Source organism: Streptomyces sp. N35 (assembly GCF_016464295.1).
In the GTDB taxonomy this organism is placed as follows: Bacteria; Actinomycetota; Actinomycetes; order Streptomycetales; family Streptomycetaceae; genus Streptomyces.
Genome location: NZ_JAEIMH010000006.1, coordinates 79,994 through 104,653, shown reverse-complemented (window position 1 = coordinate 104,653; position 24,660 = coordinate 79,994). Strand labels below are relative to the sequence as shown.

Annotated in this window: 31 protein-coding genes, 1 pseudogene and 1 riboswitch; of the genes and pseudogenes, 13 read left to right on the top strand and 19 right to left on the bottom strand. The window is 71.0% G+C overall.

Going from position 1 to position 24,660, the window contains the following annotated elements:
* Nucleotides 1–41 precede the first annotated feature (41 nt).
* Nucleotides 42–266 carry a toxin-antitoxin system HicB family antitoxin gene (locus JAO81_RS05125; protein WP_199546541.1) on the top strand — a complete coding sequence of 75 codons (225 nt, stop codon included), beginning with the start codon at nucleotides 42–44 and terminating at the stop codon, nucleotides 264–266.
* The gene (locus JAO81_RS05120; protein ID WP_199546540.1) at nucleotides 263–634 is read left to right on the top strand and encodes a fic family toxin-antitoxin system, toxin component; all 372 of its coding nucleotides are present in this window, start codon (nucleotides 263–265) and stop codon (nucleotides 632–634) included. Before JAO81_RS05125 ends, JAO81_RS05120 begins: the two co-directional genes overlap by 4 nt.
* Nucleotides 635–706: 72 nt before the next feature.
* Here the strand turns inward: JAO81_RS05120 and JAO81_RS43915 are convergent.
* Nucleotides 707–1,051 (bottom strand): annotated as a pseudogene (locus tag JAO81_RS43915) (DUF1761 domain-containing protein); the annotation flags it as partial.
* Between the two features lie 114 nt (nucleotides 1,052–1,165).
* A complete protein-coding gene (locus tag JAO81_RS05110) occupies nucleotides 1,166–1,981 on the bottom strand; it encodes a helix-turn-helix domain-containing protein (protein WP_199546539.1) in 816 nt (271 codons plus the stop codon).
* Between the two features lie 72 nt (nucleotides 1,982–2,053).
* Between JAO81_RS05110 and JAO81_RS05105 the strand changes: the two genes are divergently transcribed.
* A complete protein-coding gene (locus tag JAO81_RS05105; RefSeq protein ID WP_199546538.1) occupies nucleotides 2,054–2,629 on the top strand; it encodes a TIGR03086 family metal-binding protein in 576 nt (191 codons plus the stop codon).
* A 23-nt stretch (nucleotides 2,630–2,652) separates the two neighbouring features.
* Here JAO81_RS05105 and JAO81_RS05100 read toward each other — a convergent pair whose 3' ends face one another.
* From JAO81_RS05100 to bioB, 5 genes are all read right to left on the bottom strand, one after another.
* Entirely contained in the window at nucleotides 2,653–3,318 is a 666-nt protein-coding gene (locus JAO81_RS05100; protein ID WP_199546537.1) for a class I SAM-dependent methyltransferase, read from the bottom strand.
* Nucleotides 3,319–3,468: 150 nt separating this feature from the next.
* Nucleotides 3,469–3,813: a VOC family protein gene (locus tag JAO81_RS05095; protein WP_199546536.1), complete on the bottom strand. Its 345-nt coding sequence runs from the start codon at nucleotides 3,811–3,813 to the stop codon at nucleotides 3,469–3,471.
* Nucleotides 3,814–3,831: 18 nt separating this feature from the next.
* Nucleotides 3,832–4,521 carry a dethiobiotin synthase gene (bioD, locus tag JAO81_RS05090; protein WP_199546535.1) on the bottom strand — a complete coding sequence of 230 codons (690 nt, stop codon included), beginning with the start codon at nucleotides 4,519–4,521 and terminating at the stop codon, nucleotides 3,832–3,834.
* Nucleotide 4,522: 1 nt separating this feature from the next.
* A complete protein-coding gene (locus JAO81_RS05085) occupies nucleotides 4,523–5,809 on the bottom strand; it encodes an adenosylmethionine--8-amino-7-oxononanoate transaminase (RefSeq protein ID WP_199546534.1) in 1,287 nt (428 codons plus the stop codon).
* Nucleotides 5,802–7,040 carry a biotin synthase BioB gene (gene bioB, locus JAO81_RS05080; protein WP_199546533.1) on the bottom strand — a complete coding sequence of 413 codons (1,239 nt, stop codon included), beginning with the start codon at nucleotides 7,038–7,040 and terminating at the stop codon, nucleotides 5,802–5,804. The genes JAO81_RS05085 and bioB overlap by 8 nt, the downstream gene beginning before the upstream one ends.
* A 216-nt stretch (nucleotides 7,041–7,256) precedes the next feature.
* Here bioB and JAO81_RS05075 point away from each other — a divergent pair, with 216 nt between their 5' ends.
* The gene (locus tag JAO81_RS05075) at nucleotides 7,257–8,411 is read left to right on the top strand and encodes an 8-amino-7-oxononanoate synthase (RefSeq protein WP_199546532.1); all 1,155 of its coding nucleotides are present in this window, start codon (nucleotides 7,257–7,259) and stop codon (nucleotides 8,409–8,411) included.
* 22 nt (nucleotides 8,412–8,433) lie between these two features.
* On the opposite strand, the gene JAO81_RS05070 is transcribed toward JAO81_RS05075, so the two are convergent.
* Both JAO81_RS05070 and JAO81_RS05065 read right to left on the bottom strand, forming a co-directional pair.
* On the bottom strand, nucleotides 8,434–8,682 hold the full coding sequence (locus JAO81_RS05070; protein ID WP_165334028.1) for a DUF397 domain-containing protein: 249 nt from the start codon (nucleotides 8,680–8,682) through the stop codon (nucleotides 8,434–8,436).
* Between the two features lie 9 nt (nucleotides 8,683–8,691).
* The gene (locus JAO81_RS05065; protein WP_199546531.1) at nucleotides 8,692–9,555 is read right to left on the bottom strand and encodes a helix-turn-helix transcriptional regulator; all 864 of its coding nucleotides are present in this window, start codon (nucleotides 9,553–9,555) and stop codon (nucleotides 8,692–8,694) included.
* A 284-nt stretch (nucleotides 9,556–9,839) separates the two neighbouring features.
* On the opposite strand from JAO81_RS05065, the gene JAO81_RS05060 reads away from it, so the two are divergent.
* The gene (locus JAO81_RS05060; RefSeq protein ID WP_165334030.1) at nucleotides 9,840–10,271 is read left to right on the top strand and encodes an ATP-binding protein; all 432 of its coding nucleotides are present in this window, start codon (nucleotides 9,840–9,842) and stop codon (nucleotides 10,269–10,271) included.
* 13 nt (nucleotides 10,272–10,284) lie between these two features.
* On the opposite strand, the gene JAO81_RS05055 is transcribed toward JAO81_RS05060, so the two are convergent.
* Together JAO81_RS05055 and JAO81_RS05050 are read right to left on the bottom strand one after the other, a co-directional pair.
* Entirely contained in the window at nucleotides 10,285–10,953 is a 669-nt protein-coding gene (locus JAO81_RS05055) for a response regulator transcription factor (RefSeq protein WP_199546530.1), read from the bottom strand.
* A complete protein-coding gene (locus JAO81_RS05050) occupies nucleotides 10,953–12,077 on the bottom strand; it encodes a sensor histidine kinase (protein ID WP_199546529.1) in 1,125 nt (374 codons plus the stop codon). The genes JAO81_RS05055 and JAO81_RS05050 overlap by 1 nt, the downstream gene beginning before the upstream one ends.
* A gap of 226 nt (nucleotides 12,078–12,303) precedes the next feature.
* Here JAO81_RS05050 and JAO81_RS05045 point away from each other — a divergent pair, with 226 nt between their 5' ends.
* Nucleotides 12,304–12,666, top strand: a complete 363-nt coding sequence (locus JAO81_RS05045) for a DUF6223 family protein (RefSeq protein WP_199546528.1) — start codon at nucleotides 12,304–12,306, stop codon at nucleotides 12,664–12,666.
* A 175-nt stretch (nucleotides 12,667–12,841) separates the two neighbouring features.
* Here JAO81_RS05045 and JAO81_RS05040 read toward each other — a convergent pair whose 3' ends face one another.
* Nucleotides 12,842–13,516, bottom strand: coding sequence for a GAP family protein (locus JAO81_RS05040; protein ID WP_199546527.1), 675 nt, complete (start codon nucleotides 13,514–13,516; stop codon nucleotides 12,842–12,844).
* 387 nt (nucleotides 13,517–13,903) lie between these two features.
* Nucleotides 13,904–14,818 carry a LysR family transcriptional regulator gene (locus tag JAO81_RS05035; RefSeq protein WP_199546526.1) on the bottom strand — a complete coding sequence of 305 codons (915 nt, stop codon included), beginning with the start codon at nucleotides 14,816–14,818 and terminating at the stop codon, nucleotides 13,904–13,906.
* 84 nt (nucleotides 14,819–14,902) lie between these two features.
* On the opposite strand from JAO81_RS05035, the gene JAO81_RS05030 reads away from it, so the two are divergent.
* Nucleotides 14,903–15,535: a LysE family translocator gene (locus JAO81_RS05030; RefSeq protein WP_199546525.1), complete on the top strand. Its 633-nt coding sequence runs from the start codon at nucleotides 14,903–14,905 to the stop codon at nucleotides 15,533–15,535.
* Between the two features lie 65 nt (nucleotides 15,536–15,600).
* Here JAO81_RS05030 and JAO81_RS05025 read toward each other — a convergent pair whose 3' ends face one another.
* The 3 genes from JAO81_RS05025 to JAO81_RS05015 form a co-directional block, all read right to left on the bottom strand.
* Nucleotides 15,601–16,074 (bottom strand): C40 family peptidase, encoded by a 474-nt coding sequence (locus tag JAO81_RS05025; protein ID WP_199546524.1) that lies wholly within the window; start codon nucleotides 16,072–16,074, stop codon nucleotides 15,601–15,603.
* 3 nt (nucleotides 16,075–16,077) lie between these two features.
* Nucleotides 16,078–16,278: riboswitch (cyclic di-AMP (ydaO/yuaA leader) on the bottom strand.
* Nucleotides 16,279–16,663: 385 nt separating this feature from the next.
* A complete protein-coding gene (locus JAO81_RS05020; protein WP_199546523.1) occupies nucleotides 16,664–16,972 on the bottom strand; it encodes a hypothetical protein in 309 nt (102 codons plus the stop codon).
* 7 nt (nucleotides 16,973–16,979) lie between these two features.
* Entirely contained in the window at nucleotides 16,980–17,615 is a 636-nt protein-coding gene (locus JAO81_RS05015; protein WP_199546522.1) for an ATP-dependent Clp protease proteolytic subunit, read from the bottom strand.
* A gap of 94 nt (nucleotides 17,616–17,709) precedes the next feature.
* Here JAO81_RS05015 and JAO81_RS05010 point away from each other — a divergent pair, with 94 nt between their 5' ends.
* Nucleotides 17,710–17,991: a type II toxin-antitoxin system Phd/YefM family antitoxin gene (locus JAO81_RS05010; protein WP_199546521.1), complete on the top strand. Its 282-nt coding sequence runs from the start codon at nucleotides 17,710–17,712 to the stop codon at nucleotides 17,989–17,991.
* Here JAO81_RS05010 and JAO81_RS42215 read toward each other — a convergent pair.
* The 3 genes from JAO81_RS42215 to JAO81_RS05000 all read right to left on the bottom strand — a co-directional run bounded on the left by JAO81_RS42215 (nucleotide 17,902) and on the right by JAO81_RS05000 (nucleotide 20,558).
* Nucleotides 17,902–18,708: a hypothetical protein gene (locus JAO81_RS42215; RefSeq protein ID WP_233414932.1), complete on the bottom strand. Its 807-nt coding sequence runs from the start codon at nucleotides 18,706–18,708 to the stop codon at nucleotides 17,902–17,904. The two genes, JAO81_RS05010 and JAO81_RS42215, sit on opposite strands and share 90 nt — an antisense overlap.
* Before the next feature lie 4 nt (nucleotides 18,709–18,712).
* Complete coding sequence (locus tag JAO81_RS42210; RefSeq protein WP_233414931.1) at nucleotides 18,713–19,201, bottom strand: hypothetical protein; 489 nt, start codon at nucleotides 19,199–19,201, stop codon at nucleotides 18,713–18,715.
* Between the two features lie 310 nt (nucleotides 19,202–19,511).
* Nucleotides 19,512–20,558 (bottom strand): ABC transporter permease, encoded by a 1,047-nt coding sequence (locus JAO81_RS05000; protein WP_199546520.1) that lies wholly within the window; start codon nucleotides 20,556–20,558, stop codon nucleotides 19,512–19,514.
* A gap of 136 nt (nucleotides 20,559–20,694) precedes the next feature.
* Here JAO81_RS05000 and JAO81_RS04995 point away from each other — a divergent pair, with 136 nt between their 5' ends.
* From JAO81_RS04995 to JAO81_RS04975, 5 genes are all read left to right on the top strand, one after another.
* Entirely contained in the window at nucleotides 20,695–21,312 is a 618-nt protein-coding gene (locus tag JAO81_RS04995; RefSeq protein ID WP_199546519.1) for a TetR/AcrR family transcriptional regulator, read from the top strand.
* Nucleotides 21,313–21,443: 131 nt separating this feature from the next.
* Nucleotides 21,444–21,746: an urease subunit gamma gene (locus JAO81_RS04990; RefSeq protein WP_199546518.1), complete on the top strand. Its 303-nt coding sequence runs from the start codon at nucleotides 21,444–21,446 to the stop codon at nucleotides 21,744–21,746.
* 15 nt (nucleotides 21,747–21,761) lie between these two features.
* Nucleotides 21,762–22,073, top strand: coding sequence for an urease subunit beta (locus JAO81_RS04985; protein WP_199546517.1), 312 nt, complete (start codon nucleotides 21,762–21,764; stop codon nucleotides 22,071–22,073).
* Nucleotides 22,066–23,787, top strand: a complete 1,722-nt coding sequence (locus tag JAO81_RS04980; protein WP_199546516.1) for an urease subunit alpha — start codon at nucleotides 22,066–22,068, stop codon at nucleotides 23,785–23,787. The genes JAO81_RS04985 and JAO81_RS04980 overlap by 8 nt, the downstream gene beginning before the upstream one ends.
* A 105-nt stretch (nucleotides 23,788–23,892) precedes the next feature.
* On the top strand, nucleotides 23,893–24,567 hold the full coding sequence (locus JAO81_RS04975; protein WP_199546515.1) for an urease accessory protein UreF: 675 nt from the start codon (nucleotides 23,893–23,895) through the stop codon (nucleotides 24,565–24,567).
* The last annotated feature ends 93 nt before the right edge of the window (nucleotides 24,568–24,660 follow it).

Here is a 24,660-nt window from a genome sequence, read left to right as displayed (position 1 = left end):
CCCTCTTGCCGCTGCTAGCGCTTCAGCGCTAGCTTGAAAGTATGCCGAAGACTCAGCTCAACGTCCGCGTGGACGAGGAGACCGCGAAGGCCGCCCGTGAGCGTGCCCTGGCCCGGGGGATGAGCGTCAACCGCTACATCGAGGAACTCGTGCGCCAGGACGCCGGCGAGGCGGGACGCACCTTCGTGGACTCGGCCGCCGACTTCATGAAGAGTTACGAATCCGTGTTCGCCGAGGAGTTCGGTCCGGAGCGCACCCGGCCTTGACGCTGAAGATAGATCTCGCCTGGCTGCTGATGATCGCCGAGCAGAAGACCCCGGGCGACCCCCAAGTCACCGACTGGGGCTCCCTCGTGGCCGCGGTCTGCCGCCATGAGGCGGAGATATTCGGCGTCCCGGTCTACGACGACCCCTTCCAGCGGGCCGCCGCCCTCCTGCAGCAGCTCCTGCACATCCCGGCCCTGGAGCGCTCGAACGCGATGTTCGCCTGCGCCGTCGCATACGGCTACCTCGTCGCAAGCGGCCTGAAGGTCGTCATCTCCGCCGAACAGGTCCGCGATCTGGCCCGGCTGGTGAAGTCCGGTGAGGCGGGGATTGTGCGGATCGCGGATGAACTGCGGGGGTGGAGCGGCTAGGTGCGGGGCGGGGCGGGGCGGGGCGGGTCGTGGGCGTGGCCCGCCCTGGTGCAGCAGCCCGATGGCGAGGGTCATTCCCTCGAACAGCACCAGCTGATATGCGCTGTTGATCACGGTGAGCAGAGCCGGCTTCTGTTCGAAACCGTTGTGCTGCGCGAGAGTGGTCAGCGAGAAGCCGAGCCATGTGACGAGTCCAGCGGCCAGATCCAGCCAGAGCGAATCGCTTTCGAAGAAGGCCGACGCGATGGAGCACGCGAGGGCAAGCGCCAGCGCGGTGACGACGATCGATGCCACCAGGACCGCGAACGGCCGCTTGCCGGCTCTCACGGAATCTTCCTTGGTCACGCCGGTCAGCTTTCGCCAGACGGCACCGAAGAGCCCCCAGTCGCTGTACCAGACGGGGCGCCCTCCGGCCACGGGAGAGTGACAGCCAGGGTGTCAGCGGGCAGGCAGTTGGCTCGATCCTCGCCCACGGGGGCGTCGGCCAACGGCACAGCCGGACCGACAGGCGGCCGATCCGAACGAAACCGCCTAGGTGCGGCGAGCAGGCGCATACGCGGTGGGCGGCACCCCCACCGTCGCCGTGAAGTCCCGTACGAGATGGGCCTGGTCGGTGTAGCCGAGCTCGGCGGCGAGCGCGGCCCAGTCCACGGCCGACTCCGACGAGGCGCGTTCCAGGGCCTCGTGGATGCGGTAACGGAGGATGACCCACTTGGGGCCGACCCCCACGTACTGCGCGAAGAGCCTCTGCAGCGTCCGCAGTGACATGGCCTCGGAGCGGGCCAGGGCGCCGGCGCGCAGGATCGTGCGGTCGGCGCGGATCCGGTCCACCAGCGCCATCGCGTGATCGGCCGCCGGATCGGGGTGCGGACCGCACGCGAGCAGGAACGCGTCGAGGGCCGCGACCCGCCCGGCATCCTCGGCGGGTGAAAGCACCGAGTCGACCACGTCCCCGGGAAGATCACCGAAGACGTCCGCGAGCGGCAGGCGGCGCCCCGTCCACTGCGCTACGGGTGCGTCCGGAGCGAAAGGCCCGAAGCCGCCCGGCCGGAACTGCACCCCGCACACCCGCCCCGTGCCTTCCAGTTTCTGTGTGAACAGATCGAGCCCGATGCCCGCCACCTCCCCGAAGCCGCGGTCGTCGAAGCGCTGGAAGACGACATTCACCGAGGGGTGCGGGACGACATGGGAGGCGAACGGCTCCGGCAGATCCCAGTCGATGAGCCAGTAATGCTCCAGATACGGACGCAGCTCGGGCGCGGCCGGCTCATGGCGGCGGAAACGTACCCGGGACAGCAGTTCGGCCGGGTCGAGGATGCCTCGGGTGTCCCTGCGCGGTCGTGCCATGGCCGGAAGTCTAGGTCGCGCTTGACGCCTTTCTACAAGAAACGGACCAGGGCAGAGGCCTACGTTCGTCCCATGACGCAGCAGATCAGCGAACTGATGGCGACGGCCGGTGACCGGGCGACGGCCGTACTGGACGGAATCGAGGACGCACAGCTCGGCGCACCCACACCCTGCGCCGAGTACGACGTACGCGCCCTCGTGAACCATCTCCTGCAGGTGGTCGTCCAGTTCCAGGCCCTCGCCGCCAAGCAGCCCGCGGACTTCTCCGCGACGCCCGACCATGTGGCCGAGGACCCGGAGTGGCGCAAGCGTTTCGCCGTGGAGGTGCGCCGGCTCGCACAGGCCTGGGCCGAACCCGGAGCGCTGGAGGGGCCCACCGGCATGATGGGGATGCCCGCGCCCACGGTCGCCCGGATGGCGCTCGGCGACCTCGTGGTGCACGCCTGGGACTTGGCGCAGGCCACCGGCCAGACATACGTGCCCGACCCCGACACGGTGGCCGACGTCGCGCCCGCCTTCGCCGAACTGGCCCCCGGCGGACGGCAGATGGGCGTCTTCGGCGCGCCTGTCGACGTGGCGGAGCACGTCTCCCCGCTCGACGCCCTGCTCGCCCTCACCGGGCGTGACCCGCACTGGGCGCCGCGGTAGGCGGTCGTCTCCCGCGAGCCGTCTCAGTCGCTCCTGCGCGCGGTGCCGATCACGCAGTACGAGGTCGGCAGCCGCAGCCTGGAGGGCGGAATCAGGAAGTCACGGGACGCGGCGATCTCGAACCCCGCGTCCCGGACCGACGCGACCGGCTCGCGCGCCACATGGCACCCGCCGAACAGGCGCGGCCACAGCGTCGCGTCGAGGCCCCGCTGGAACCCGACCATCGCCCGGCTCTTGGGCGCCCGCCCGTGCTCGAAGAAGCGCAGCTCACCGCCAGGACGCAGCACTCGGCGCGCTTCCGCGAGGGCGCGCGGCACATCCCGCACGCTGCACAGGACGAGCGAGAAGACCGCCGCGTCGAACGCCTCGCTCTTGACCGGCAGCGCCTCCGCGGCCCCCGGCACCACATCCACCGGCACCTCGGCCCGCAGCGCCGCCGTGGCCGCCAACTGCCGCAGATGGCGCTCCGGTTCGATCGCCACGACCTCGGACACGGCCGAGGGGTAGTGGGCGAAGTTCAGCCCGTTGCCCGCACCGATCTCGATGACCCGGCCGGAGAGGCCGGCCAGGAGTTCCTTGCGGTGGGCCGCGATGAGTTTCTCGGCTGCGACGCTCTGCTTCTCGTAGAAGCGGGCGAAGATCGGGTGGTGGACCGCGTCCTTGGGCACTTGTCCGGAGCGTGACGGCATCTTGTCTCCTCGGCAGACTGGTGCGTTGGAACGATTCTCCCCCCGCGAACGCGGATTCCGCCCCTACGGGGTTCCGGCCCTGCGAGTTTCCGTCCGTACGAGATTCCGCCCGTACGAGGAGACAGCCCGCCAGCGGCTAGCCGCTAGCCGCTAGCCGCTCACGAAGCAGAACTCGTTGCCCTCCGGATCCTCGAGCACCTGGAAGGCCCCGTACTCGTCCGTCACCACGTCGCCGACGCGGCGCGCTCCGAGGGCTTCCGCCTCGGCGGTCGCGGTGGTGAGGTCGCCCGCGTTGGCATCGAGGTGCAGGCGGTTCTTCACCGTCTTCTTCTCGGGCACGCCCTGGAAGGCGATCCGGATGAACCCGGGCACATCGATGTACGACCAGTCCGGTGAGCGGTCCACGGGCTCCGCGTCGAGCAACGCGGCCCAGAAGCGGACCAGTTGGGCGGGGTTGTTGCAGTCGAAGACGATTTCCTCGATACGTGCGCGCATGGACGCAAGACTAGAGGTTCAGCCCTCGCGCACCCCGCCCAGACGCGGCGCGAGCCAGGACGCCGCGCGCGCACGGAACACGGACGGTGCGAGCGCACCCGCGCCCTCCGGCACCGCGCCGAGCAGCGGCGCCTCGGCGACCACCGGCAGATCGGTCAGATTGCAGCGCTCCGCGAGTCCGGGCGCGTCCGGCATGCTGCCGACCACCACGCCCTCCTGGGTCAGACCGCGTGCCCGCAGCGCCTCGCCGGTCAGGGCCGTCGAGTTGAGGGTGCCGAGCCCGGCAGGGGCGACCACCAGGACGGGGGCGTCGAGGAGCCGGGCCGCGTCGGCGAGGGTGCTGCCCGCGTCGTCGAAGCGGACGAGCAGACCGCCGGCGCCCTCGACCAGGACGAGGTCGTGTGCGGCGGCCAGTTTCGCCGCGGCCTCGGCCACCTCGCCGGGCGTCACCGGAGCCATGCCCGCGCGTCGGGCCGCGGTCGCGGGCGCCAACGGCTCGGGGTAACGGGCGAGTTCGAGGCCGGTGACCGGACCGGCCAGCCGCGCCACCTCGGCGACATCGCCCGCCTCGCCGGGCGTGACCCCGGTCTGCGCGGGCTTGAGCACAGCCACGGAACGTCCGGCGGCGAGGGCCACCGCGGCGAGCGCCGCCGTGGTGACGGTCTTGCCGATCTCCGTTCCGGTGCCCGTGACGATCAGAACCGGCATCTCAGCCCTCCCGCGCCGCCGCGACCACCGCGCGGCAGATCCTGGCGATGTCCGTATCGCCGGTGACGTACGGCGGCATCGTGTAGATCAGGTCGCGGAACGGCCGCAGCCACACCCCTGCACGGACCGCCGCCCGTGTCGCCGCTCCCATGTCCACGTCATGATCCAGCTGTACGACACCGATCGCGCCGAGCACCCGCACGTCCACCACACCGGGCAGCCCGGCCGCCGGAGCGAGGCCCTCGCGCAGCCCGTACTCGATCCGCTTGATCTCGGCCCGCCAGTCCTGGCCGAGCAGCAGCTCGATCGAGGCGCAGGCCACCGACGCGGCCAGCGGATTGCCCATGAAGGTCGGGCCGTGCGCAAGGACCGGCACCTCGCCGCGCGAGATGCCCTCGGCGACGCGCGCCGTGCAGAGCGTCGCGGCCATTGTGAGATACCCGCCGGTCAGTGCCTTGCCCACACACAGCACATCCGGTGTGACACCCGCGTGAGAGGCCGCGAACAGCTCGCCCGTACGCCCGAAGCCGGTGGCGATCTCGTCGAACACGAGCAGCACGTCGTGCGCGTCGCAGGCCTCGCGCAGCACCCGCAGATACGTGGGGGAGTGGAAGCGCATCCCGCCCGCGCCCTGCACCACCGGCTCCACGATCACCGCAGCCGTCTCGCTCGCGTGCTCGGCGACCGTGTCGCGCAGCACCTGGGCGTACGCCTCGTCGAACTCGGCCGGGGGAGCGGGCGCGAACACCTGACGGGGCAGCGCGCCCGACCACAGCTCGTGCATCCCGCCGTCGGGGTCGCACACCGACATCGGATGCCAGGTGTCCCCGTGATAGCCGCCGCGCCAGGTGATCAGGCGCTGCTTCTCGGGCCGGCCGAGCGAGCGCCAGTACTGCAGACACATCTTCTGCGCGACCTCGACCGACACCGAACCCGAGTCGGCGAGGAAGACATGCTCGAGCCCCTCGGGCGTGATGTCGACGAGCAGCTTGCTCAGGCGTACGGCGGGCTCGTGGGTGAGACCGCCGAACATCACATGGCTCATGCGGTCGAGCTGGCCGCGCGCGGCCTCGTTGAGCACCGGGTGGTTGTAGCCGTGGATGGCCGACCACCAGGACGACATCCCGTCGACCAGTTCCTCGCCGCCCGCGAGCTTCAGGCGCACCCCGTTCGCGGACTCGACGACCAGGGGTTCCTGGCGGCCGGGCATCGGACCGTAGGGGTGCCAGACGTGCCGGCGGTCGAGGTCGAGGAGCTCCGCCTGTGACAATCCGGACAGGTCAGGCATTGGGCGCAAGATCCGTTCCGGCGCCGCGGCGGCGCACCGACACCAGGTCCGTACGCGCTTCGGGGACGGCGGGGGTCTCGGGCTCGGATTCGGGTGCGGAGGATCCGCAGGGGCCGCAGCCGCCACCGTGAGAACCGCAGCCGGCGGACTCGTGGGACCCGGGGCCCGACGAGTCATGCGACCCGCACCCCGACGAGTCATGCGACCCGCACCCTGCCACCACATCGGCCCGGTGCTCGGGCAGCGTCGTCGTCCCCGCGCCCTCCACCTCGAAGCCGGCGTCCGCGATCATGTCCAGGTCGGCCTGCCCGGCCTGGCCCTCGCTGGTCAAGTAGTCGCCCAGGAAGATGGAGTTGACCAGGTGCAGGGCCAGCGGCTGCATGGTGCGCAGATGGACCTCGCGGCCGCCCGCGAGCCGCACCTCGACGTCCGGGCAGACGAACCGCACCATCGCGAGGATCCGCAGCGCGCGCTGCGGCGTGAGGTTCCACTCCTTGGCGAGCGGGGTGCCCTCGAAGGGGATCAGGAAGTTCACCGGCACCGAGTCGGGGTCGAGCTCGCGCAGCGCGAAGACCACGTCGACCAGGTCCTCGTCGCTCTCGCCCATGCCCGCGATCAGACCCGAGCAGGCCGACAGGCCCGCGGCCTGCGCCTGCTGCACGGTGTCCACCCGGTCCGCGTACGTGTGGGTCGTGGTGATCTCGCCGTACGTGCCCTCGGACGTGTTGAGGTTGTGGTTGTACGCGTCCGCGCCGGCGTCGCGCAGCCGGTCGGCCTGACCTGCGGAGAGCAGGCCGAGACAGGCGCAGACCTCGACGCCCTCGTTCTGCTCCTTGATGGCCTCGATGGTCTTGGACACCCGGTCCACGTCGCGGTCCGTGGGACCGCGCCCGCTCGCCACCAGACAGACCCGCTTGGCGCCGCCCGCGACCCCGGCCGCGGCGGCCTTGGAGGCGTCCTCCGGCTTCAGCCAGGTGTACTTGAGGATCTCGGCCTTGGAGCCGAGCCGCTGCGAACAGTACGAGCAGTCCTCGGGGCACAGACCGGACTTCAGATTGACGAGGTAGTTGAGCTTCACCCGGCGCCCGAACCACTGACGGCGCACCTTGCCCGCGGCGGCGACCACATCGAGCAGGTCGTCATCGGAGGTGGCGAGCACGGCGAGTGCCTCTTCGCGGGTCGGCAGCTCGCGCCGAAGCCCCTTGTCCACGAGCGTGTTCAGCAGGTCCATGAGTGCAGATCCTCGCTTACGCGCCCGCCCCCGGCCAAGTAGGAACCGCACAACAGTGGCCCTCCCAGGTGTGGGTATTGCCACACGCTGACCTCGGGGGAGTGCGGCTAGTGTCTGTGGACTGCCGACAAAGACGAGCGGCACTTCGCCGGGCACCCGCGGCGCACCGCGCCGAGCACCCGGCAAGCACGCTCCCGAGCACCCGAGGACGGCCGGATGGACACGCCAGCGCACCCGCACGGTGACCCCTTCGCCCGGCTCGACGAGCAGGCCGAGGTGCGCCGGGCCGCCGGACTCGTCCGTACTCTGCGCCCGCGCCCCGCCGACTCCCCGCTGCTCGACCTCGCGAGCAACGACTACCTGGGTCTGACCCGCCACCCCGAGATCGTCGAGGGCGCGGCGGCCGCCGCCCGTACCTGGGGAGCGGGCGCCACGGGTTCCCGGCTCGTGACGGGCTCGACCGAACTGCACGCGGAACTGGAGCGCGAACTCGCCGAGTTCTGCGGCTTCGAGGCAGCTCTCGTGCTGTCCTCCGGGTACGCGGCCAACCTCGCCGCCGTCACCGCGCTCGCCCCGCACGGCACGTTGATCGTCTCGGACGCCGGCAACCACGCCTCCCTGATCGACGGCTGCCGGCTCGCCCGCGGCACCACCGCCGTCGCCGCGCACAACGACCCCGAAGCGGTACGCAAGGCACTGGGCACCCATCACGGACCTGCCCTGGCGGTCACCGACTCGGTCTTCTCGGTCGACGGCGACCGGGCCCCGCTGGCCGAACTGGCAGCCGTATGCCGGGGGTCGGGCGCCGGACTGCTCCTCGACGACGCGCACGGGCTCGGGGTGCTGGGTGACGGAGGCCAAGGAGCCGCGTACGCGGCGGGGCTCGCGGGCGCGCCGGATGTGGTGGCCACGGTGACCCTGTCGAAGTCGCTGGGCAGCCAGGGCGGCGCCGTACTCGGACCGGCCAGGGCCAGCGGGCCCCGGTGGACCCCCCCCCGCCCCTTCATCTCCGCCACGGCCCCCGCGCCGGCCGCCGCCGGCGGCGCTCTCGCGGCGCTGCGGCTGCTGCGTCGAGAGCCCGCACGGGCGGCGCGCGCCCGCGTGGTCGCCACCGCGCTGCACGCGGGACTCACGCGGGCGGGCCTCGAGGCCGTACGTCCCGACGCGGCGGTGGTCTCCGTACGTGCCCCTTCGCCGGACGAGGCCGTCGCCTGGGCGGCCGACTGCCGGGCCGAGGGTCTCGTCGTCGGCTGCTTCCGGCCGCCGTCGGTCCCTGACGGGATCTCGCGGCTCCGGCTCACCGCCCGCGCCGACCTCACCGACGCCCGGATCACAGACGCGGTACGGACGATCGTCCGTACCGCGCCGTGATGCTGTTCAGTTGTCCCCTGCCTTAGAACTCCTCGCCTCGGACGGCGTCGAGGAAGGCGTTCCAGGCGGCGGGTGCGAAGAGCAACGCGGGTCCTGCCGTGTCCTTGGAATCACGGACGGCCAGCAGACCCGACAGCGAGCCCGTACGGAGCGGCGCTGTCTCCACGCAGTTGTTCATCCCGGTGCTGCGGCTGCTGCGCCGCCACCGGACTTGGTGCTCGACTCTGTTCAGGGCGGTACTGGAGAGAACGTTCCGAGGCAGTGCAGTCATCGTGCCTCCTTACGTGCCCTCACCGATCCCGGTGAGGTATTCCAGGCTGTCCTCGGTCGAAAGGGCCTGTTCCTGAAGGGAGTTGAAGGCTTCGGTGTAGGCCTTCAGGTCTTCTTTCCGCTCCAGATAGAGGCTACTCGTCAAATGGTCGAGAACAACCACATCCAGATCAGCAATGTTCGGGAAGGAAAAAATCAGAAAGGGTCCGGTGAGGCCGACGTGGCCACCCGCGGCGAAGGGGAGCACCTGGAGTGACACATGGGGCAGCTGTGCCACTTCCGCCAGCCGCCGCAACTGGCGCCCCATGACGCCATATCCGCCCACCGGCCTGCGCAGCACGGCCTCGTCGATCACGGCGCTCAGCTCCAGCGGCGGCTCGCCGCGCAGTACGTCCTGGCGCGCGAGGCGCACCTGCACCAGCTCGTCGACCTGCCCCTCCGGCAGCCCGTCGAGCGCGGCCCGGGTCACCGCGCGGGCGTACTCGGGCGTCTGGAGGAGCCCGGGCACGACGGCGGTCTCCAACGTGCGCACCCGGCAGGCCTGCGACTCGAGCGAGATGAAATCGCGGTACTCGGGCGGCAGCAGGCCCTTGTACGCATGCCACCACTGGTGGCGCGCGGCTCCCTCGCCGTCCGCACCCGCCAACGCCTCGAACAGCGCCCGCAGTTGGGGATCCCGTACGTCATAGGTGTCGAGCAGCACACCCACGTCCGCCGGCTTGGCATTGCTGGCGCCGGTCTCTATCCGGCTCACCTTGGACTGATGCCAGCCGACGAGCTGCGCCACCTCACCGCTGGTGAGTCCCGCACGGTCGCGCAGCGCACGTAACTCGGCACCTAGTTTGCGGCGCCGCACTGCCGGCCCGTACTTCATCCCCGGCTCCTTCCGGTCGGCGACGAGGGTGCACCGTCGCGTACGACGGAGCCCTGAGGTCGATGGGTCAGTCTCGCTCCCAAATACGTTCTTCCGTAGCAGAGTTCACCGCTTCGAGCGACAGATATATGCATATCTTGGGGGATCGGCACGCGTTGGCGCTTTGGTAGTGGCAGTCTGGCGCGAAGCATCAGTCCGGGGCTCTCCGTGATTCAGGTGATTCGTTCATTCCGGCCAGTCTTGCGCCGGGAGTTCGGCCCCGGTGGGAAAGGGACAACGTCGCCATGGCAGATCACCAGGAAGCATCCGTCACGCTGCCGAGCGACCCCGCCTCGGTGTCCGCGGCGCGGAACTATGTGCTCCATGTGCTCTCGGAGTGGGGGCTGCCGGGTGACGCCGAAGTGGCCGACACAGTCCGCCTGATCGTCTCCGAACTGGCCACCAACGCCGTCCAGCACACCTTCGGCCAGTCGCCCACCTTCACGGTGGACGTGGAGCTGGAACGCGACGAGCAGCTGCGCATCGGGGTGACCGACAGCCACCCCCGCTTCCCCAAGCGGCTGCCCGCCGCGGTCCAGCAGGACAACGGGCGGGGCATGGTCATCATCCGCTGGCTCACGGCCGAGTGCGGCGGACGCCTGTCGGTCAACGCGACGGCGGAGGGCGGCAAGACGGTGTGGATCGAGCTGCCGTGGACCGTCCCGGTGCAGAGCTGAACGGCTCTCCCCGTCAGGGCGTACGGGGAGTGACCAGGCCGGACTCGTAGGCGAGGACCACGAGTTGGGCGCGGTCCCGGGCATGGAGCTTGGTCATGGCCCGGTTGATATGCGTCTTCGCGGTCAGCGGGCTGATCACCATGTGGTCGGCGATCTCGTCGTTGGAAAGCCCCTGCGCGGCCAGCGCGACCGCCTCCCGTTCACGGCCGGTCAGCTCATCGAGGCCGCCACCGGCCGCCGCGGGCAGCGGCTGGGTGACGAAGCGTTGGATCAGCTTGCGGGTGATGGTGGGCGCGAGCAGCGCGTCACCGCGGGCCGCCACCCGTACCGAATGCAGCAGGTCCTCCGGCAGGATGTCCTTGACCAGGAACCCCGCGGCACCCGCACGCAGTCCGTCGAGCACGTACTCGTCCATGCCGTAGTTGGTCAGGATCACCACGTGCACCGCGGCGAGCGCCGGATCCGCGGCGATCCGCCGGGTGGCCTCGATCCCGTCGACCACCGGCATCTGGATGTCGATCAGCACGACATCGGGCAGATGCCGCCGTACGAGCTCCAGGCCTTCCTGGCCGTCGGAGGCCTCGGCCACCACCTCGATATCGTCCTCGAGCGCGAGCAGCGCGCGGAAACCGCTGCGGATCAGCGGCTGGTCGTCGACGAGCAGCACTCGGATCGAGCTCATCACGCACGCTCCACGGGGAGTTCGGCCTGGACGGTGAAACCGCGCCCCTCGCGCGGCTCGGCCCGCAGCCGGCCGCCGAGCGCGGTGATGCGTTCGCGCATTCCGAGAAGTCCGAGGCCGGGCTCGGGGGGTGTGTCGGGGTTCGCCTTGCCGTCGTCGTCGACCTGGACGAGCAGGGTGCCGGGACGGTGGTCGATACGGACGGTGGCGGTGGAGGCGGAGGCGTGCCGGACGACGTTGGTCAGCGCCTCCTGCACGATCCGATAGGCGGTCCGGCCGACCGCGGCGGGCAGGTCGCCGCGCTGTCCCTCGACCGTCAGCGTCACCTCGAGACCGCCGCGGCAGGTCCGTTCCACCAACTCCTCGATGTGGTCGATGCCCCGGGGCGGAGCGGTGTCGTCGTCGCGCAGCGCCTCCAAGGTGGCGCGCAGCTCCCGGGTCGCCTCGCGGCCCGCCTCCTGGATCGCGAGGAGCGCCTCGGAGACGTCCTCGCCGCGACGGCGCGCCACATGCACGGCGACCTCGGACTGGATCTTGATGATCGAGATCTGATGGGTGAGCGAGTCGTGCAACTCCCGCGCGATATGCAGCCGTTCCTCGTCCGCACGCCGCTGCGCGGCCTCCTCACGGCCGCGCTCCGCCTCCTCGGCACGCCGCTCCGCCTGCCGCAGCGCCTCACCCGCGGCGAACGCGGCGATCAGCCAGGCCGCCTCGAGCGTGCCGCGGGCCCGGGCGAGCGCCTCACGCGCGGGTCCGTCGTGGAAGGCGAGAGCCGACAGATGAAGGACGAGGATCAGTGAGACCGACCCGATGACCGTGACGAGGTGGTGGCCGGCCCGCACCGCGCAGTACACGGCGACGAGATAGGCGACGGACAGGACGTCGAACCCGGCGGCCTGATAGCCGACCGCGCACAGCCCGGTGACGGCCAGCGTCACGAGCGGCGCCCGCCGACGCGCGACCAGTGCGAGGCCGCCGGCCGCGAGCAGCGCGTAGCCGAGGAGCCCCGCGCCTGCCTCGGGGGCGGGGCCTGCCAGGGCCGTCCCCACCAGGAGGGCCGCCACGGCGACGGCGACCAGCCAGTCCCTGGCACCCGGCGGGACACGCAGACGTCCAGTGTCCATGCGCGCACCCTAGCCCGGCGCGCCCCGCTGCCGAGTCGTGCCCGTGAAGGAGCGGACGGCTACCACGGACGCGGTATCCCCGGCGGATCTGCCACATGCGCGGTAGCCGGATGCACCGCAGGCAGCAGCGCGAAGTGTCCGCGTCTGCGGGACGACCGGGAGCGGTCCTGGCGGGACTCTCGAATCACACCACCCCGGCGGTCGAGCCGGAGACGAAGGAGGAGTCATGAACGCAACGCAGACCCTGATCGCGGCGGCCGACGGCGGAGTCATCGGTGACGGCCGCACCGGCGCCAACCTGGCCCTCGGAGTGGGCCTGTTGGGCGTGGTACTCGGCTGGCTGGCCCTGTCCCGCTTCGGCGGCCGCATCCGCTTCGGCACCGTACGGACCGCTGCCGTCTCCGCGATCGCCGTGGGGCTGGCCGGAACGTTCCTCGCCGTGCTGCACCTGGCCACCTCCGACGGCGGCCCCGGTACGGGCAACGGGCAGGTCGGCGCGGTCCTGGCCGTCCCGCTGGGTCTCGTCGCCATGGCCTTCGGCGCACGGGTCCTGACCCGCGCCAGCGGTGGTGCCCAGGCCCGTCGGTGACGCCGAAGCCACGCGAGCGAAGCCGCGCTCCGCCCCGACGGGCGGAGCGTTCGCCTGATGCGAGCTGTTGCTTCCCGCTGACCGACCCGGAGCGGATCGGTCAGCATGCAGAGGCCGGAGTGGATCGGTCAGCAAGCAGAGGCCGGAGCAGACCGGTCAGCAAGCAGAGGGGGATTCAGCGGGCCAGGGCGGACAGTCCGTCGCCCAGGACGCTCGCGCCCAAGAGGAGCATCACGATCACCGTGATCACGATGCTGTTGGTGACCATGAACTGTCTGAGGCCGTCCAGGAACGAAGCGGCGCGCTGTCCGCCGACGAGATCGATGACGACCGCGCCGAGCACGGTGCAGGAAGGGGTGAGCACGAACACGCCGATGGCCGCGGCCAGGCCGGCGTCATGAACGCGGGCTTCGGCGATCGCTGCGGCGGCGGACGCCGCAAGGACAAGGTTCTTGGGGTTGGCGCCTGACAGCAACGCGCCCAGCACCAACGCCCGCGCGGCCGTGGCCTCGCCGAGTGAGGCCATCCAGCGCGGCGGCTCGGCTTCGTCTGCGGCACGTGGGCGCCTCCACCACTTGCGTGCCCCCAGGACGACGAGGGTCGCGCCGGCCAGGACCCGTCCCCAGTCCGCGATCGCCGACGAGGTGCTGTCGGGGTCGTCGGCTCCGCCGAAGAGCACCGTGACGAGCGTCGACACGACGGCCAGGCCGCTCACCCATCCCACCGCGAACAGCAGCCCGTTGCGGCGGCCCTGCGTGCCGGACAGGATCAGGACGATGCCGATCAACGGGAACGGACTGAGCGCGACCGCCAACGCGGCCGGCAGGACGGCCCCCATCGTCTCGGTCAACACGCGCTCCTCTTTCCTCGCACGACCAGCGCTAGCGCTCCGCAACGGAGGCGGTGCTGCCCGGGCTCACCGTCGCGTGCGCTGCGGCTCTTCTCCACGGCCTCGCCGGTGACAGGCATGTCGAGCATCGACCAGTGCGGGTGATGGGGCGACTCGGCGGGACCGCGCGAGCGAGCCGTCCGCCGCGCGCGACGACGCGCGCGAGTGTTCCTGCCCCACCCCGGCCCCGACCCCACCCCGGTCCCGGCCCCGACCCCACCCCGGTCCCGGCCCCGACCCCACCCCGGTCCCGGCCCCGACCCCACCCCGGCCCCACCCCCGCCCTCGACGTCAGGATCACTCTCGACGTTCACCGAGGATGTCCGGCGAACCCGCCCTGCCCTCGACTCACCCCGCCCCGGTCCGCCCGAACGCCCCGCGCAGCAGCGCCCGAAGCGTGCCCGCGGCCGCGTCCGTCTCCTCCGCGCGGTACACCACCGAGATGGTCCGCCTGAGCGTCGAGGGTTCAAGTCGCCGTACACCCACGGGAGTCGATGCCATCCGCGCCACCATCTCCGGCACGACCGCCACCCCGAGCCCCGCACTGGCCAGGGCACAGACGACGGCGTACTCCGGAGTCTCCATCACCACTGAGGGCACCGCCCCGGCCGCCGCGAGCGCCGCCTCCACGCCACGCCGCCTGGGGTGGTCCGGCGCCATGGAGATCAGCGGCTGCCCGGTGAGCTCGGCGAGCGGCAGCCGGTCCGCGCCGGCCGCGAGCACATGCCCCGGCGCGGTGACGAGGACCAGCTCCTCGACGAGCAGCACCTCCGCCCGTACGGAACGCGGCAGCGGCTCCGCATCGGCCGGCTCATAGGTGTGGGTCAGAGCCAGGTCCACCTCGCCGTCCGCCACCGCCGCCACCCCGGCAGGGGGTTCGTACTGCGCGACGGCCAGCTCCACATCGGGATGCGCCCGCCGGAACGCACTGAGCGCAGGCGGCAGCAGATGGATCCCCGCCGTGGGAAAGGTCCCGATCCGCAGTCGTCCGCCGGACAGGCCGGACAGCTGCGCCAGTTCGAGCCGCGCCCGGTCCAGTTCGTCCAGGACCCGTCGCGCCCGCGCGACCAGGAGCTCACCGGCGGCCGTCAGACGTGCTCCGCGGTGATGCCGTACGAGCAGTGTGGCGCCCGCCTCCCGTTCCAGTTTGGCGAGCTGCTGGGAGAGCGCGGGCGCGGTGTAGCCCAGGCGCTGAGCGGCCCGGGTGATGGACCCTGCCTCCGATACGGCGACGAGGGCGGCCAGGCGGGTGGGGTCGTACATGAGGCCAGCCTAAAGCAGTGCTTAAGGCAGACCTTCAAGATTGCAAGTACCTGCTGAAGGCTGAACAGCGGCAGGCTGAACGTCATGGATGCCACGCTGCTCGCCTTCACGCTGCTCGCCGCGGGCCTGGTCGCCCTGCCCGGAGCGGACTTCGCCGTGGTCGTACGCGGCGCTCTCGCCTCCCGCAGAGCCGGGCTCGCCTGCGCCTTCGGAATCGCCGCAGGGCTGCTGCTGCACACGGTGCTCGCGGTGGCGGGTGTCGCGGCGGTCCTCGCGACCCTGCCGACGCTCTTCCGCGCCCTGCAGCTGGTCGGCGCCGCCTATGTGCTCTACCTGGGCATCCAGGCGCTGAACTCGCTGCGCCGCCCCCGTACCGACTCCCCGGGCGAGACGGTCACGTCTCCCGGGCTCACCGCCGCGGCGGCCCTGCGTCAGGGGTTCCTCACCAACGCCCTCAACCCGAAGGCGTCGATCACCTTCCTGAGCATCCTGCCGCAGTTCGTCCCCGACCAGGGCTCCGCGCTGCCGCGCACCCTGCTGCTCGCGACGATCGTGGTGGCCCTGGCGCTGCTCTGGTTCCCGCTGGTCGCGCTGCTCGTCGACCGTCTCGGCCGGCTCCTGCGCCGGCCACGGGCCGCGCGCGCCGTCGAGGCCGCCACCGGGATCGCCCTGACGGCACTCGGACTCGGGCTGCTCATCGCGCCGTTGGCCGCCTGACGGTCTGCCTCCCCGAGACGGGAGGCAGACCTCGCTTCATCAACGCGGCCAGGCGGGGCGGCTGTTCAGCGCACTCGCCCGTACCACACGCTCCTGGTCCAGATCTTCTCCAGGCGCACCTTCGAACCGGGCTTCGGGGAGTGCCAGATGCGGCCCTTTCCGGCGTATATGCCGACGTGGTACACATTCCGGCCCGAGTGGAAGAAGACCAGATCGCCGTAGGAGCGCTGGCTCGCCCTGATGTGCCGGGTCTTGTTGTACTGGGCCGCTGCCGTACGCGGCAGCTTCTTGCCCGCGCGCTTGTAGGAGTAGAGCGTCAGCCCGGAGCAGTCGAAGCGGCGCGGTCCTGTGGCTCCGTACTTGTACGGCGACCCCTTCTTCGACGCGGCGATCTGTACGGCCTTGGTGGCCACTGTCGCGGCCTCGGACTCGCTTGCTGCTCCTGGTACGAGAACGGTGCCGCCGACAACCGCGAGCGTGAGCGCCGAAGCGCTCCCGGCCCGCGTGATCAGAGACGGAACACGATGACGCGCAGTCATGCGCAACCCTTCGTCAGCCGCCTGTGAAGGATGACCTGTCGGATTCGGGCCAACGAAGATGCCCGGCCGCCTTTCCGTCACGGCTCGACTGCCGCGCCGGTCGGGCGACTTCACCCCAAGGGGCCGGATCCTGTCGTGGCGACAGGTCCCGAAACCCCGTACTGCCTGGGTCCTCCACTCCTGCCGAACCACCGATGTCGACCTGGCATCCGGGCGGCGGCAGGACTCAGCGTCCACCCGGACCGCCCCGCCGCTGCGGCGGGGGCTTGTCGTCGGAAGGGATCTTCACGCACCGCACGGTCGATTTCCGAGTAGAAACGGCCGTTTGTGAGGCTCCTCACGGCTGACCTGTTCGGGTGGACAAGGGTCGGTTACGCGCAGAGATCGGCGCCCCGACGACGCTCGTACCAGCGGCGGAATGAATCATTCCGCCTCGCGCGTACAGGTCTGGCGCAACATTTCTCATACATGTGGCGTCGACCTGATTACGCCATCAGGGGGAGCGCGATCGGCCTAGCAGATGGCGCCCGCAGACGCCTCTCAATCCCCGCGAGCAGACATTCCTCAACTCACGGAAGCAGGAGCCTCCTCAGCTCACGGAGGCGGGCGGCACCGAGACCCGTTGACTGCGCCGCTCACCGTCGAGCGTGCGCAGCGCCCGCGCGAGGGTCTTCGCATGCACCTCGTTCTCACCCCGGCGATGCATCGCGTCCAGCGCCTCGCGCAACTGCACCGCCTTCGCGACCAGTGCCTGGGCGGCGCGCAGACCGCTGTAGGTGTCGCGCCCGCGCGCGGGGTTGATCCGGCCGAGCAGATCGACGACTTCCAGATAGCGGTCGATCAACTCGCCCTCGGCGCGCGTCAACGCGGGCAGTGGCGGCGGCTCGGGCGGCCACATCGAAGCCTCACCTGCCTTCGGCGGCAAGGGGCTTACGGCTCGGCACGATCCGGTCGACCAGCCCGTAGGCGAGCGCCTCGGGCGCGTCGAGGACCTTGTCCCGCTCGATGTCGGCGGACACCTCCTCACGGGGCCGCCCGGTGTGCCGCGCGAGCATCTCCTCGAACAGGGCTCGCGTGCGCAGGAGTTCATCCGCCTGGATGGCCAGATCACTGGTCTGCCCCTCGACGGGCTCGGTGAACCGGGGCTGCCGCAACAGCACCCGCGCCCCGGGCAGCGCCGCCCGTTTGCCCGGCGTACCGGCCGCGAGCAGCACGGCCGCTGACGACACGGCCTGCCCCAGACACACGGTCTCCACGTCACAGGAGACGAAGCGGATCGTGTCGTAGACGGCACTCATCGCGCTGAACGAGCCCCCTGGGGAGTTGATGTACAGCGAGATGCCCCGGTCGGGCGCCGCGTGCTCCAGATACATGAACTGCGCCATCACATCGTTGGCCGAGGTGTCGTCGACCGCCGTCCCGAGAAAGACGATCCGCTCCTCGAGCAGCTTCGCGTAGGGGTCCTGGGTGCGCACCCCCTGACTGGTCCGCTCGGTGAACTCCGGCAGTACGTAGCGGGCTGTCGGACTCTTCCGGTGCATGGCATGCCTCCGCTCATGAGGTCGGCGCGGGAGGGCCACCCTCACGCCGTTCTGTAAAAAATGTACAGGACGTACGTGACGTTAGAATGGGGTCATGGCCTACGAGATTCCGGTGACGCAAGCCCGGGCAGAGCTCGCCGACCTCATCAACCGTGTGGTGTACGGGGGCGAGCGCGTCGTCGTCACCCGGCACGGCAAGCCGCTCGTCGCCCTGGTCTCCGCCGAGGATCTGGCGAAGCTGGAGGCGCTGTCGGCGTCCGAGGAGGAGCCGGTGGTCAGCTCGGTGTCACGCGTCGCGTCCGCGGCACCGTCGACCGCGGCGGAGCAGCAGCGGTTCGGGATCGCCGCCGAACACCGGGGGCATGGGGCTTCTTAGCGGTTCACCCGCCACATCCACCGCAGCCACCACAGCTGCTGCCGCAGCTGTCACCGCCCCGCTGCCGCAGCCCTCGCCACCGGCGGCGGTGGACCCGCCGGCCGTTCCGGCGCCGGCCTGCTTCGCTCGGCTCGCGCGCTGCGCCCGGGACCGGGCCAGGTCCTCCCGGATGCGGTCGGACCGGGCGGCGTCCTCGCGGCCCTTCTCGCGTCGCGCGCGTTCGTGCGCCGTGCCGTCGCCCGGCTGCCCCGGCCCCAGGCCGTGGCGGCGGTGCGGGAGCAGGGCGGCTGCGGTGACGTTCAAGCTCATCTGGCCCGTGTCCTGACGGGCGTAGTAGGCGAGGGTGGCGTACGCGATGACGATCTCGGCACCCTCGTGCACAGGTCCGTAAAGGACTGCCTCGAACGGCTCGGTGGACGGGTCGATGCTGTGGTGTCCGTCGCCGAGACCGTAGGAGGAGCTGCTGCCGAGCAGTTGCGCGGCCCGGCAGGTGTCCCGTTCGCCGGGGACGTACGAGATCAGTGGTTGTCCGGCGGGGGTGCGGGGGTCGTGGTGGATCCAGTGACGGCCGTCGGGAGTGATACGGATGCCCACGCGCAGGGCGGGGTGCCCTTCCTCCTCGTACAGGCGGCGTGCGGCCAGGTATGTGGTCACGCCCCGTCCGTACAGGGTGCTGCCGAGGAGAAGGAACAGCAGGGCGACGGTCTGCTGGCCCACCGCGTCATAGGCGTCCCCGGACAGGTCCTCGACCAGTGCTTCGATCAGGAGACCCGCGGCGGGCCCGCAGCCGCAGACAGGCGCCGGTCAACGCCCAGGCGCAGACGGTGAGTACGAGCACATGCCCGGCCCGCTCGGTACCGCTGTCCGCCGCGGCGACCGAGAATCCCGCGTCCACCGCGACGACCGCACCGGCGACCCCGGCCGGGACCGGCAGATACCTGTACCAGAGAGGTAGGGCTGCCAGGAGTACGGCTCCGGGATAGCGCAGCCATTCCGTTCCGACGCCCGCGCCACCGTGCCAGGCGACGGACGAGGACGAGAACGCCGACGTCAGTACGTACGACACCACCACCGCGACCGCCGCGCCCCAACTCCCCGCGACGGGCGTGAAGATGACGGGCACCCGGGCCGTCCGCCACCGCTCGGTGTCGGCCACGCTCCAGGTGCCGGCCCCGCCCTCGGGCAGCGCCGCGACGGGCAACCGCTTCACACACTCGCCCGGCCTGTGTCCACGCATCGCCAGACCCCCCGGCTTCCCCCGCGCGCCTCCGGTCCAGGCGCCCCGGCCAAGCGTTCCCGCCGGTGTCTCCGGGCAACCACCCTCGCCCGGCAAAAGGACTGTGCCCCCTCGTCCGCTACGTCGAGGGTGCACGGCCGTACTTGGGAGAGAGGAATCGGGCGAGTCAGCCGGCCGCGGGGCTAAGGGGAGTTGAGGGGTAATCGGTCTCGATGGTCAGGAGGAGGCGAGGGCGATCAGCTTCGGGTTCGGGGGCGCTGGGGGCGCCGACCGGCACCGGGGTTCAGCCGACCGGCGCGGGCTGGGGTGCCTTCTCCGGCGGAGCGTCGCTGCCGACCGCGGCCGGTCGCCTGCGCGCCCCGCCGATCAGCACAAGGGTCAGCCCGACCAGCACCCACACGCCGAGCGTGATCGCCGGCCCCGTGGCGCCCGCGCCGTCGAAGAAGGACACGGACCGCAGGAGTGATCCGCCCGCACCCGGCGGCAGCAACTGGCCGATGACACCGGCCGGCTGGGGCAGCAGCTCGGGCGCGGAGGCGACACCGGAGAACGGGTTGCCGATGAGGACGACCAGGAGCGCGCCGAGCCCGATACCGGCTTGGCCGATCAGGGCCGCGAGCCCGGCCACCACCGAGCTCACCGCGAGCGTCGACAGGGCGAGCACCGCCACCTCGGTCCACCAGTCGCCGCCCAGCGCGCCGAGCCAGCTGTGCGCGAGCGCCGCCGCGACGATGCCGACCAGGGCTGCCGCTCCGACCAGGCCGGCCACCGCCCGTACTCCTCGCAGGCCCAGCACCGTGACCAGGGCGCCGGCCGCCACGCCCGCGATGGCGAGCGGCAGCACGCTGGCGTTGAGCACACCGCCGCGTGGATCGTCGGCGGGAGCCGCGACCACGTCGTCGGTCGGGATCTGGGTGCCCTCGGGCGCTCCGGCCGTAGCCGCCTGCTGGAGCAGCTGGGCCACGAGCGGGCTCGCCGCGGTCGCCGTCAGAAGCTTCGGACCCTGCTCGGTGACGACGATCGCTCCGTATACGGTCCGGTCCTCGATCGCGTCCCGTGCGGCGGCCTCGTCGGCGTAGCGGTGGATCTCGAAGGCACCGTCGCGCTGGGTGAGCTGCTGTTCGACCTGGCTCACCGCGGAGCCGGGGCCCGCGATGCCGAGCGGCAGATCGCGAGGCGCCGTCCGGGAGGCCGGCCAGGCGAACGCCCACAGGGCGAGCGCCACGATGACGGGGACGAGCACGATCACGGCGATGAGCTTGCGGGGGCCTGCGGCCGGCGGCTGTGCAACTGGCGGCGGCGTACCGGTCGGCTGTGTAGCGGATGACATGGCGTGCTCCTCGTGTGCCGGGGCGCCTCAGGAGGGCGCCGAATTCAAAGAGAAGGATCGTTCGTTTTACGTTGGCCTCACTGTCCTGCCGTCCCCGACGCTTGTCAAGAAGGAATGTTCGTTTTACTTTGAGTCCATGGCCCGTGTATCGCAGGAACACCTCGACGCCCGACGGCGTCAGATCATGGTCGGCGCGCGTCGCTGCTTCGCGCGCAACGGTTTCCACGCCACGTCCATGCAGGACGTCCTCAAGGAGGTCGGGCTGTCCGCCGGCGCCGTCTACCGCTACTTCAGCGGCAAGGACGCGCTGATCGAGGCGATCGCCGACGAGGCCTTCGCGGTGCTCCGTGACGCGTTCGACGAAGCGGCGCGGCAGAGCCCGCCACCGCTGCCCGACGAGCTCCTCGCGCATGTCCTGCGCAAGTGCTTCGCCGGTACGGGGTTCGAGACGGAGCAGGAGTTCGGTCAGCTCGTGCTGCAGGTCTGGGGCGAGACCGCGCGCAACGAGGCGCTCGGGGCCAGGGTGTTCGCGGCCGTCTCGGTGATGCGCGCGGGGTGGACCGCGGTGGTCAAGGAGTACCAGCGGCAGGGGATCATGCCTGCCGATGCCGAGCCGGAGTACGCGGCCCGCACCCTGATGGGCTGCGCCATGGGATTCATCGCGCAGCAGGCACTGTTCGGAGACCTGGCGGTCGAGCAGATGCAACAGGGTCTGCGCGCGGTGATGCGTATGGAGGTTCCCAACCCCAGTTAACGCGGAGGAAAAACTTCGGCATTAGCGTGCAATCTCTTCCCGCTGAGCGGAAAAGCCCAGGTCAACAAAGTGTTGAACGGGGCTAAGGTCCGGAGCGCTCGGCTCAGGCAAGAGGACTGTGAGGTGCACGCGTGCAACTGACCCCGCATGAGCAGGAACGCCTGCTCATCCATGTGGCCGCCGATGTGGCGGCCAAGCGTCGCGAACGCGGTGTGAAGCTCAACCACCCGGAGAGCATTGCCCTGATCACCTCGCATGTCCTGGAGGGCGCCCGCGACGGCCGCACCGTCCCGGAGCTGATGAACTCGGGGCGCAAGGTCCTCACGCGGGCCGACGTCATGGAAGGCGTCCCCGAGATGCTCCACGACGTACAGGTCGAGGCGACCTTCCCCGACGGGACCAAGCTGGTCACCGTGCACGAGCCGATCGTCTGACGGGGGAGTCCTGCCGTGATCCCCGGAGAGATCCTGTACGCCGACGATCTCGTGGCCCTGAACGCGGGCCTCGACGTCACCCGGCTCACCGTCCTCAACGCCGCCGACCGTCCGGTCCAGGTCGGCTCCCATTACCACTTCGCCGAGGCCAACCCCGGTCTGCGGTTCGATCGTTCGGCCGCGCACGGCAAGCGGCTCAACATCGCCGCCGGTACCGCCGTGCGCTTCGAGCCGGGCATCCCGGCCGAGGTGGAACTCATCCCCCTGAAGGGCCTGCGGCGGGTGCCCGGGCTGCGCGGCGAGACGGCGGGAGCGCTCGATGCCTGAACTGACACGTGCCGCCTACGCCGATCTCTTCGGCCCCACCACCGGCGACCGCATCCGCCTCGCGGACACCGATCTGCTGATCGAGATCGAGGAGGACCGCGCGGGCGGGCCCGGACGCGCCGGTGACGAGGCGGTGTTCGGCGGCGGCAAGGTCATCCGCGAGTCGATGGGCCAGTCCCGTGTGACGAGGGCCGAGGGCGCGCCGGACACCGTCATCACCGGCGCGGTGATCCTCGACCACTGGGGCATCGTCAAGGCCGATATCGGTATACGGGACGGCCGGATCACCGGCATCGGCAAGGCGGGCAATCCCGACACCATGGACGGGGTGCACCCGGACCTGGTCATCGGCCCCGAGACCGAGATCATCGCGGGCAACGGCAAGATCGTCACCGCGGGCGCCATCGACGCCCACGTCCACTTCATCTCGCCGACCCTCTTCGACTCCGCGCTCGCCAGCGGCATCACCACCCTCGTCGGCGGCGGCACCGGACCGGCCGAGGGCACCAAGGCGACCACGATCACACCGGGTTCCTGGCATCTGGAGCGGATGTTCCAGGCGCTCGACTCCACGCCCCTCAACATCGGACTGCTCGGCAAGGGCAACACGATGTCGCGCGAGGCCATGCACGCCCAACTGCGGGGCGGGGCACTCGGGTTCAAGATCCACGAGGACTGGGGTGCGACGCCGGCCGTCATCGACGCCTGTCTGTCCGTGTGCGAGGAGACCGGCGCCCAGCTGGCGATCCACACGGACACGCTGAACGAGGCCGGTTTCGTGGCCGATACGCTCGCCGCGATCGCGGGGCGGTCCATCCACGCCTACCACACGGAAGGCGCGGGCGGCGGGCACGCACCCGACATCATCACCGTGGTCTCCGAGCCCAACGTCCTGCCGAGCTCCACCAATCCGACCCGTCCGCACACCGTGAACACCGTCGAGGAACACCTCGACATGCTGATGGTCTGCCACCACCTCAACCCGTCCGTCCCCGAGGACCTCGCCTTCGCGGAGTCACGGATCAGGCCCTCGACGATCGCGGCCGAGGACATCCTGCACGACCTGGGCGCGATCTCGATCATCTCCTCCGACTCGCAGGCGATGGGCCGGATCGGCGAAGTGGTGCTGCGCACCTGGCAGACCGCGCATGTGATGAAGAAACGGCGTGGCTTCCTGCCCGGTGATGTACGCGCGGACAATCGACGGGCCCGTCGCTATGTCGCCAAATACACGATCAACCCCGCCGTGGCACAGGGACTCGACCACGAGATCGGCTCCGTCGAGAGCGGGAAGCTCGCGGACCTCGTGCTGTGGGACCCGGCGTTCTTCGGGGTGAAGCCGCAACTGGTCATCAAGGGCGGGCAGATCGCGTACGCGCAGATGGGGGACTCCAACGCCTCCATTCCCACTCCGCAGCCGGTCCTCCCGCGCCCGATGTTCGGGGCGCTCGGCAAGGCGCCGGGCCAGGGCTCGTTCAACTTCGTGGCGCAGGCCGCGCTGGACGACGGGCTGCCCGAACGCCTCGGTCTGGACAAGCGGTTCACGGCGATCGGCTCCACCCGGGGCATCACCAAGGCCGATATGCGCGAGAACGACGCCCGGCCCGATGTCCGCGTCGACCCGGACAGCTTCGCCGTCACCGTCGACGGAGAGCTGGTCGAGCCCGATCCGGCCACCGAACTGCCCATGGCGCAGCGGTACTTCCTGTTCTGACCGCTGTCGCCGCGCGCCTTCGAGGAGTACGTCCATGAGTACGCCCAGGAGTGCGTGCATGAGTACACCCAGGAGTGCGTGCATGAGAACGCGAGGAGTACGTGCATGAGCAGAGCCGCATTGCTCGTCCTGGCCGACGGGCGCTTCCCCGCGGGCGGGCACGCCCACTCCGGGGGAGCCGAGGAGGCGGTCAAGGCCGGGCGGATCACGGACGCGGTCACGCTCGAGGCGTTCTGCCGCGGCCGGCTGCACACCGCGGGCCTGGTCGCGGCGGGGCTCGCCGCCGCGGCGGCCCACGGCATGGACCCGCTCGACCTCGACGATGCGGCCGACGCCCGTACGCCCTCGGCCGCCCTGCGTCCGGCGGGCCGCAAGCTGGGCCGGCAGCTCATGCGGCCCGCCCGCGCCACTTGGCCCGCACCCGGACTCTCGGCGCTCGCCGCCGCGCGCCCGCGCGGCGCCCACCAGCCGGTGGTGCTGGGGCTCACGGCGCGGGCGGCGGGGCTCGGGCCCGAGGACGCCGCGTACTGCGCGGTGTACGAGAGCGTCAGCGGTCCTGCCACCGCGACCGTACGGCTGCTCAGCCTCGACCCGTTCCAGGCGACGGCGGTGCTCGCACGGCTCGCGCCCGAGATGGATCAGACCGTGGCGGCGGCAGTGGCGGCGGCCCGGCGGGCGCTCGCCGAAGGAGTCGACGCCCTGCCCCGCGTCTCCGCACCGCTTCTGGAGATCGGCGCCGAAGCCCATGGCGCCTGGCCGGTACGGCTCTTCGCCTCGTAACCCCTCGGCCTTCGCCTCGCAGCCGCTCAACTCCCCTTCGCCGGCCCTTCGACCCCGCAGCGCCAGCCCTTCGCCTCGCAGCCGCTCAACTCC

Excerpts from the sequence above, each read along its gene's own strand:
- JAO81_RS04995 (WP_199546519.1), top strand. The coding sequence starts at position 20,695 with ATGGCCCGTGTATCGCAGGAACACCTCGACGCCCGACGGCGTCAGATC.
- JAO81_RS05110 (WP_199546539.1), bottom strand. The coding sequence starts at position 1,981 with ATGGCACGACCGCGCAGGGACACCCGAGGCATCCTCGACCCGGCCGAA.
- JAO81_RS05085 (WP_199546534.1), bottom strand. The coding sequence starts at position 5,809 with ATGCCTGACCTGTCCGGATTGTCACAGGCGGAGCTCCTCGACCTCGAC.
- JAO81_RS05025 (WP_199546524.1), bottom strand. The coding sequence starts at position 16,074 with ATGACTGCGCGTCATCGTGTTCCGTCTCTGATCACGCGGGCCGGGAGC.
- JAO81_RS05000 (WP_199546520.1), bottom strand. The coding sequence starts at position 20,558 with ATGTCATCCGCTACACAGCCGACCGGTACGCCGCCGCCAGTTGCACAG.
- JAO81_RS05105 (WP_199546538.1), top strand. The coding sequence starts at position 2,054 with ATGACGCAGCAGATCAGCGAACTGATGGCGACGGCCGGTGACCGGGCG.
- JAO81_RS05065 (WP_199546531.1), bottom strand. The coding sequence starts at position 9,555 with ATGAAGTACGGGCCGGCAGTGCGGCGCCGCAAACTAGGTGCCGAGTTA.
- JAO81_RS05095 (WP_199546536.1), bottom strand. The coding sequence starts at position 3,813 with ATGCGCGCACGTATCGAGGAAATCGTCTTCGACTGCAACAACCCCGCC.
- JAO81_RS05125 (WP_199546541.1), top strand. The coding sequence starts at position 42 with ATGCCGAAGACTCAGCTCAACGTCCGCGTGGACGAGGAGACCGCGAAG.
- bioB (WP_199546533.1), bottom strand. The coding sequence starts at position 7,040 with ATGGACCTGCTGAACACGCTCGTGGACAAGGGGCTTCGGCGCGAGCTG.
- bioD (WP_199546535.1), bottom strand. The coding sequence starts at position 4,521 with ATGCCGGTTCTGATCGTCACGGGCACCGGAACGGAGATCGGCAAGACC.
- JAO81_RS05050 (WP_199546529.1), bottom strand. The coding sequence starts at position 12,077 with ATGGACACTGGACGTCTGCGTGTCCCGCCGGGTGCCAGGGACTGGCTG.
- JAO81_RS05015 (WP_199546522.1), bottom strand. The coding sequence starts at position 17,615 with ATGCACCGGAAGAGTCCGACAGCCCGCTACGTACTGCCGGAGTTCACC.
- JAO81_RS04980 (WP_199546516.1), top strand. The coding sequence starts at position 22,066 with ATGCCTGAACTGACACGTGCCGCCTACGCCGATCTCTTCGGCCCCACC.
- JAO81_RS05045 (WP_199546528.1), top strand. The coding sequence starts at position 12,304 with ATGAACGCAACGCAGACCCTGATCGCGGCGGCCGACGGCGGAGTCATC.
- JAO81_RS05010 (WP_199546521.1), top strand. The coding sequence starts at position 17,710 with ATGGCCTACGAGATTCCGGTGACGCAAGCCCGGGCAGAGCTCGCCGAC.
- JAO81_RS05070 (WP_165334028.1), bottom strand. The coding sequence starts at position 8,682 with ATGACTGCACTGCCTCGGAACGTTCTCTCCAGTACCGCCCTGAACAGA.
- JAO81_RS05060 (WP_165334030.1), top strand. The coding sequence starts at position 9,840 with ATGGCAGATCACCAGGAAGCATCCGTCACGCTGCCGAGCGACCCCGCC.
- JAO81_RS05100 (WP_199546537.1), bottom strand. The coding sequence starts at position 3,318 with ATGCCGTCACGCTCCGGACAAGTGCCCAAGGACGCGGTCCACCACCCG.
- JAO81_RS05075 (WP_199546532.1), top strand. The coding sequence starts at position 7,257 with ATGGACACGCCAGCGCACCCGCACGGTGACCCCTTCGCCCGGCTCGAC.
- JAO81_RS05035 (WP_199546526.1), bottom strand. The coding sequence starts at position 14,818 with ATGTACGACCCCACCCGCCTGGCCGCCCTCGTCGCCGTATCGGAGGCA.
- JAO81_RS05030 (WP_199546525.1), top strand. The coding sequence starts at position 14,903 with ATGGATGCCACGCTGCTCGCCTTCACGCTGCTCGCCGCGGGCCTGGTC.
- JAO81_RS04975 (WP_199546515.1), top strand. The coding sequence starts at position 23,893 with ATGAGCAGAGCCGCATTGCTCGTCCTGGCCGACGGGCGCTTCCCCGCG.
- JAO81_RS05055 (WP_199546530.1), bottom strand. The coding sequence starts at position 10,953 with ATGAGCTCGATCCGAGTGCTGCTCGTCGACGACCAGCCGCTGATCCGC.
- JAO81_RS05020 (WP_199546523.1), bottom strand. The coding sequence starts at position 16,972 with ATGTGGCCGCCCGAGCCGCCGCCACTGCCCGCGTTGACGCGCGCCGAG.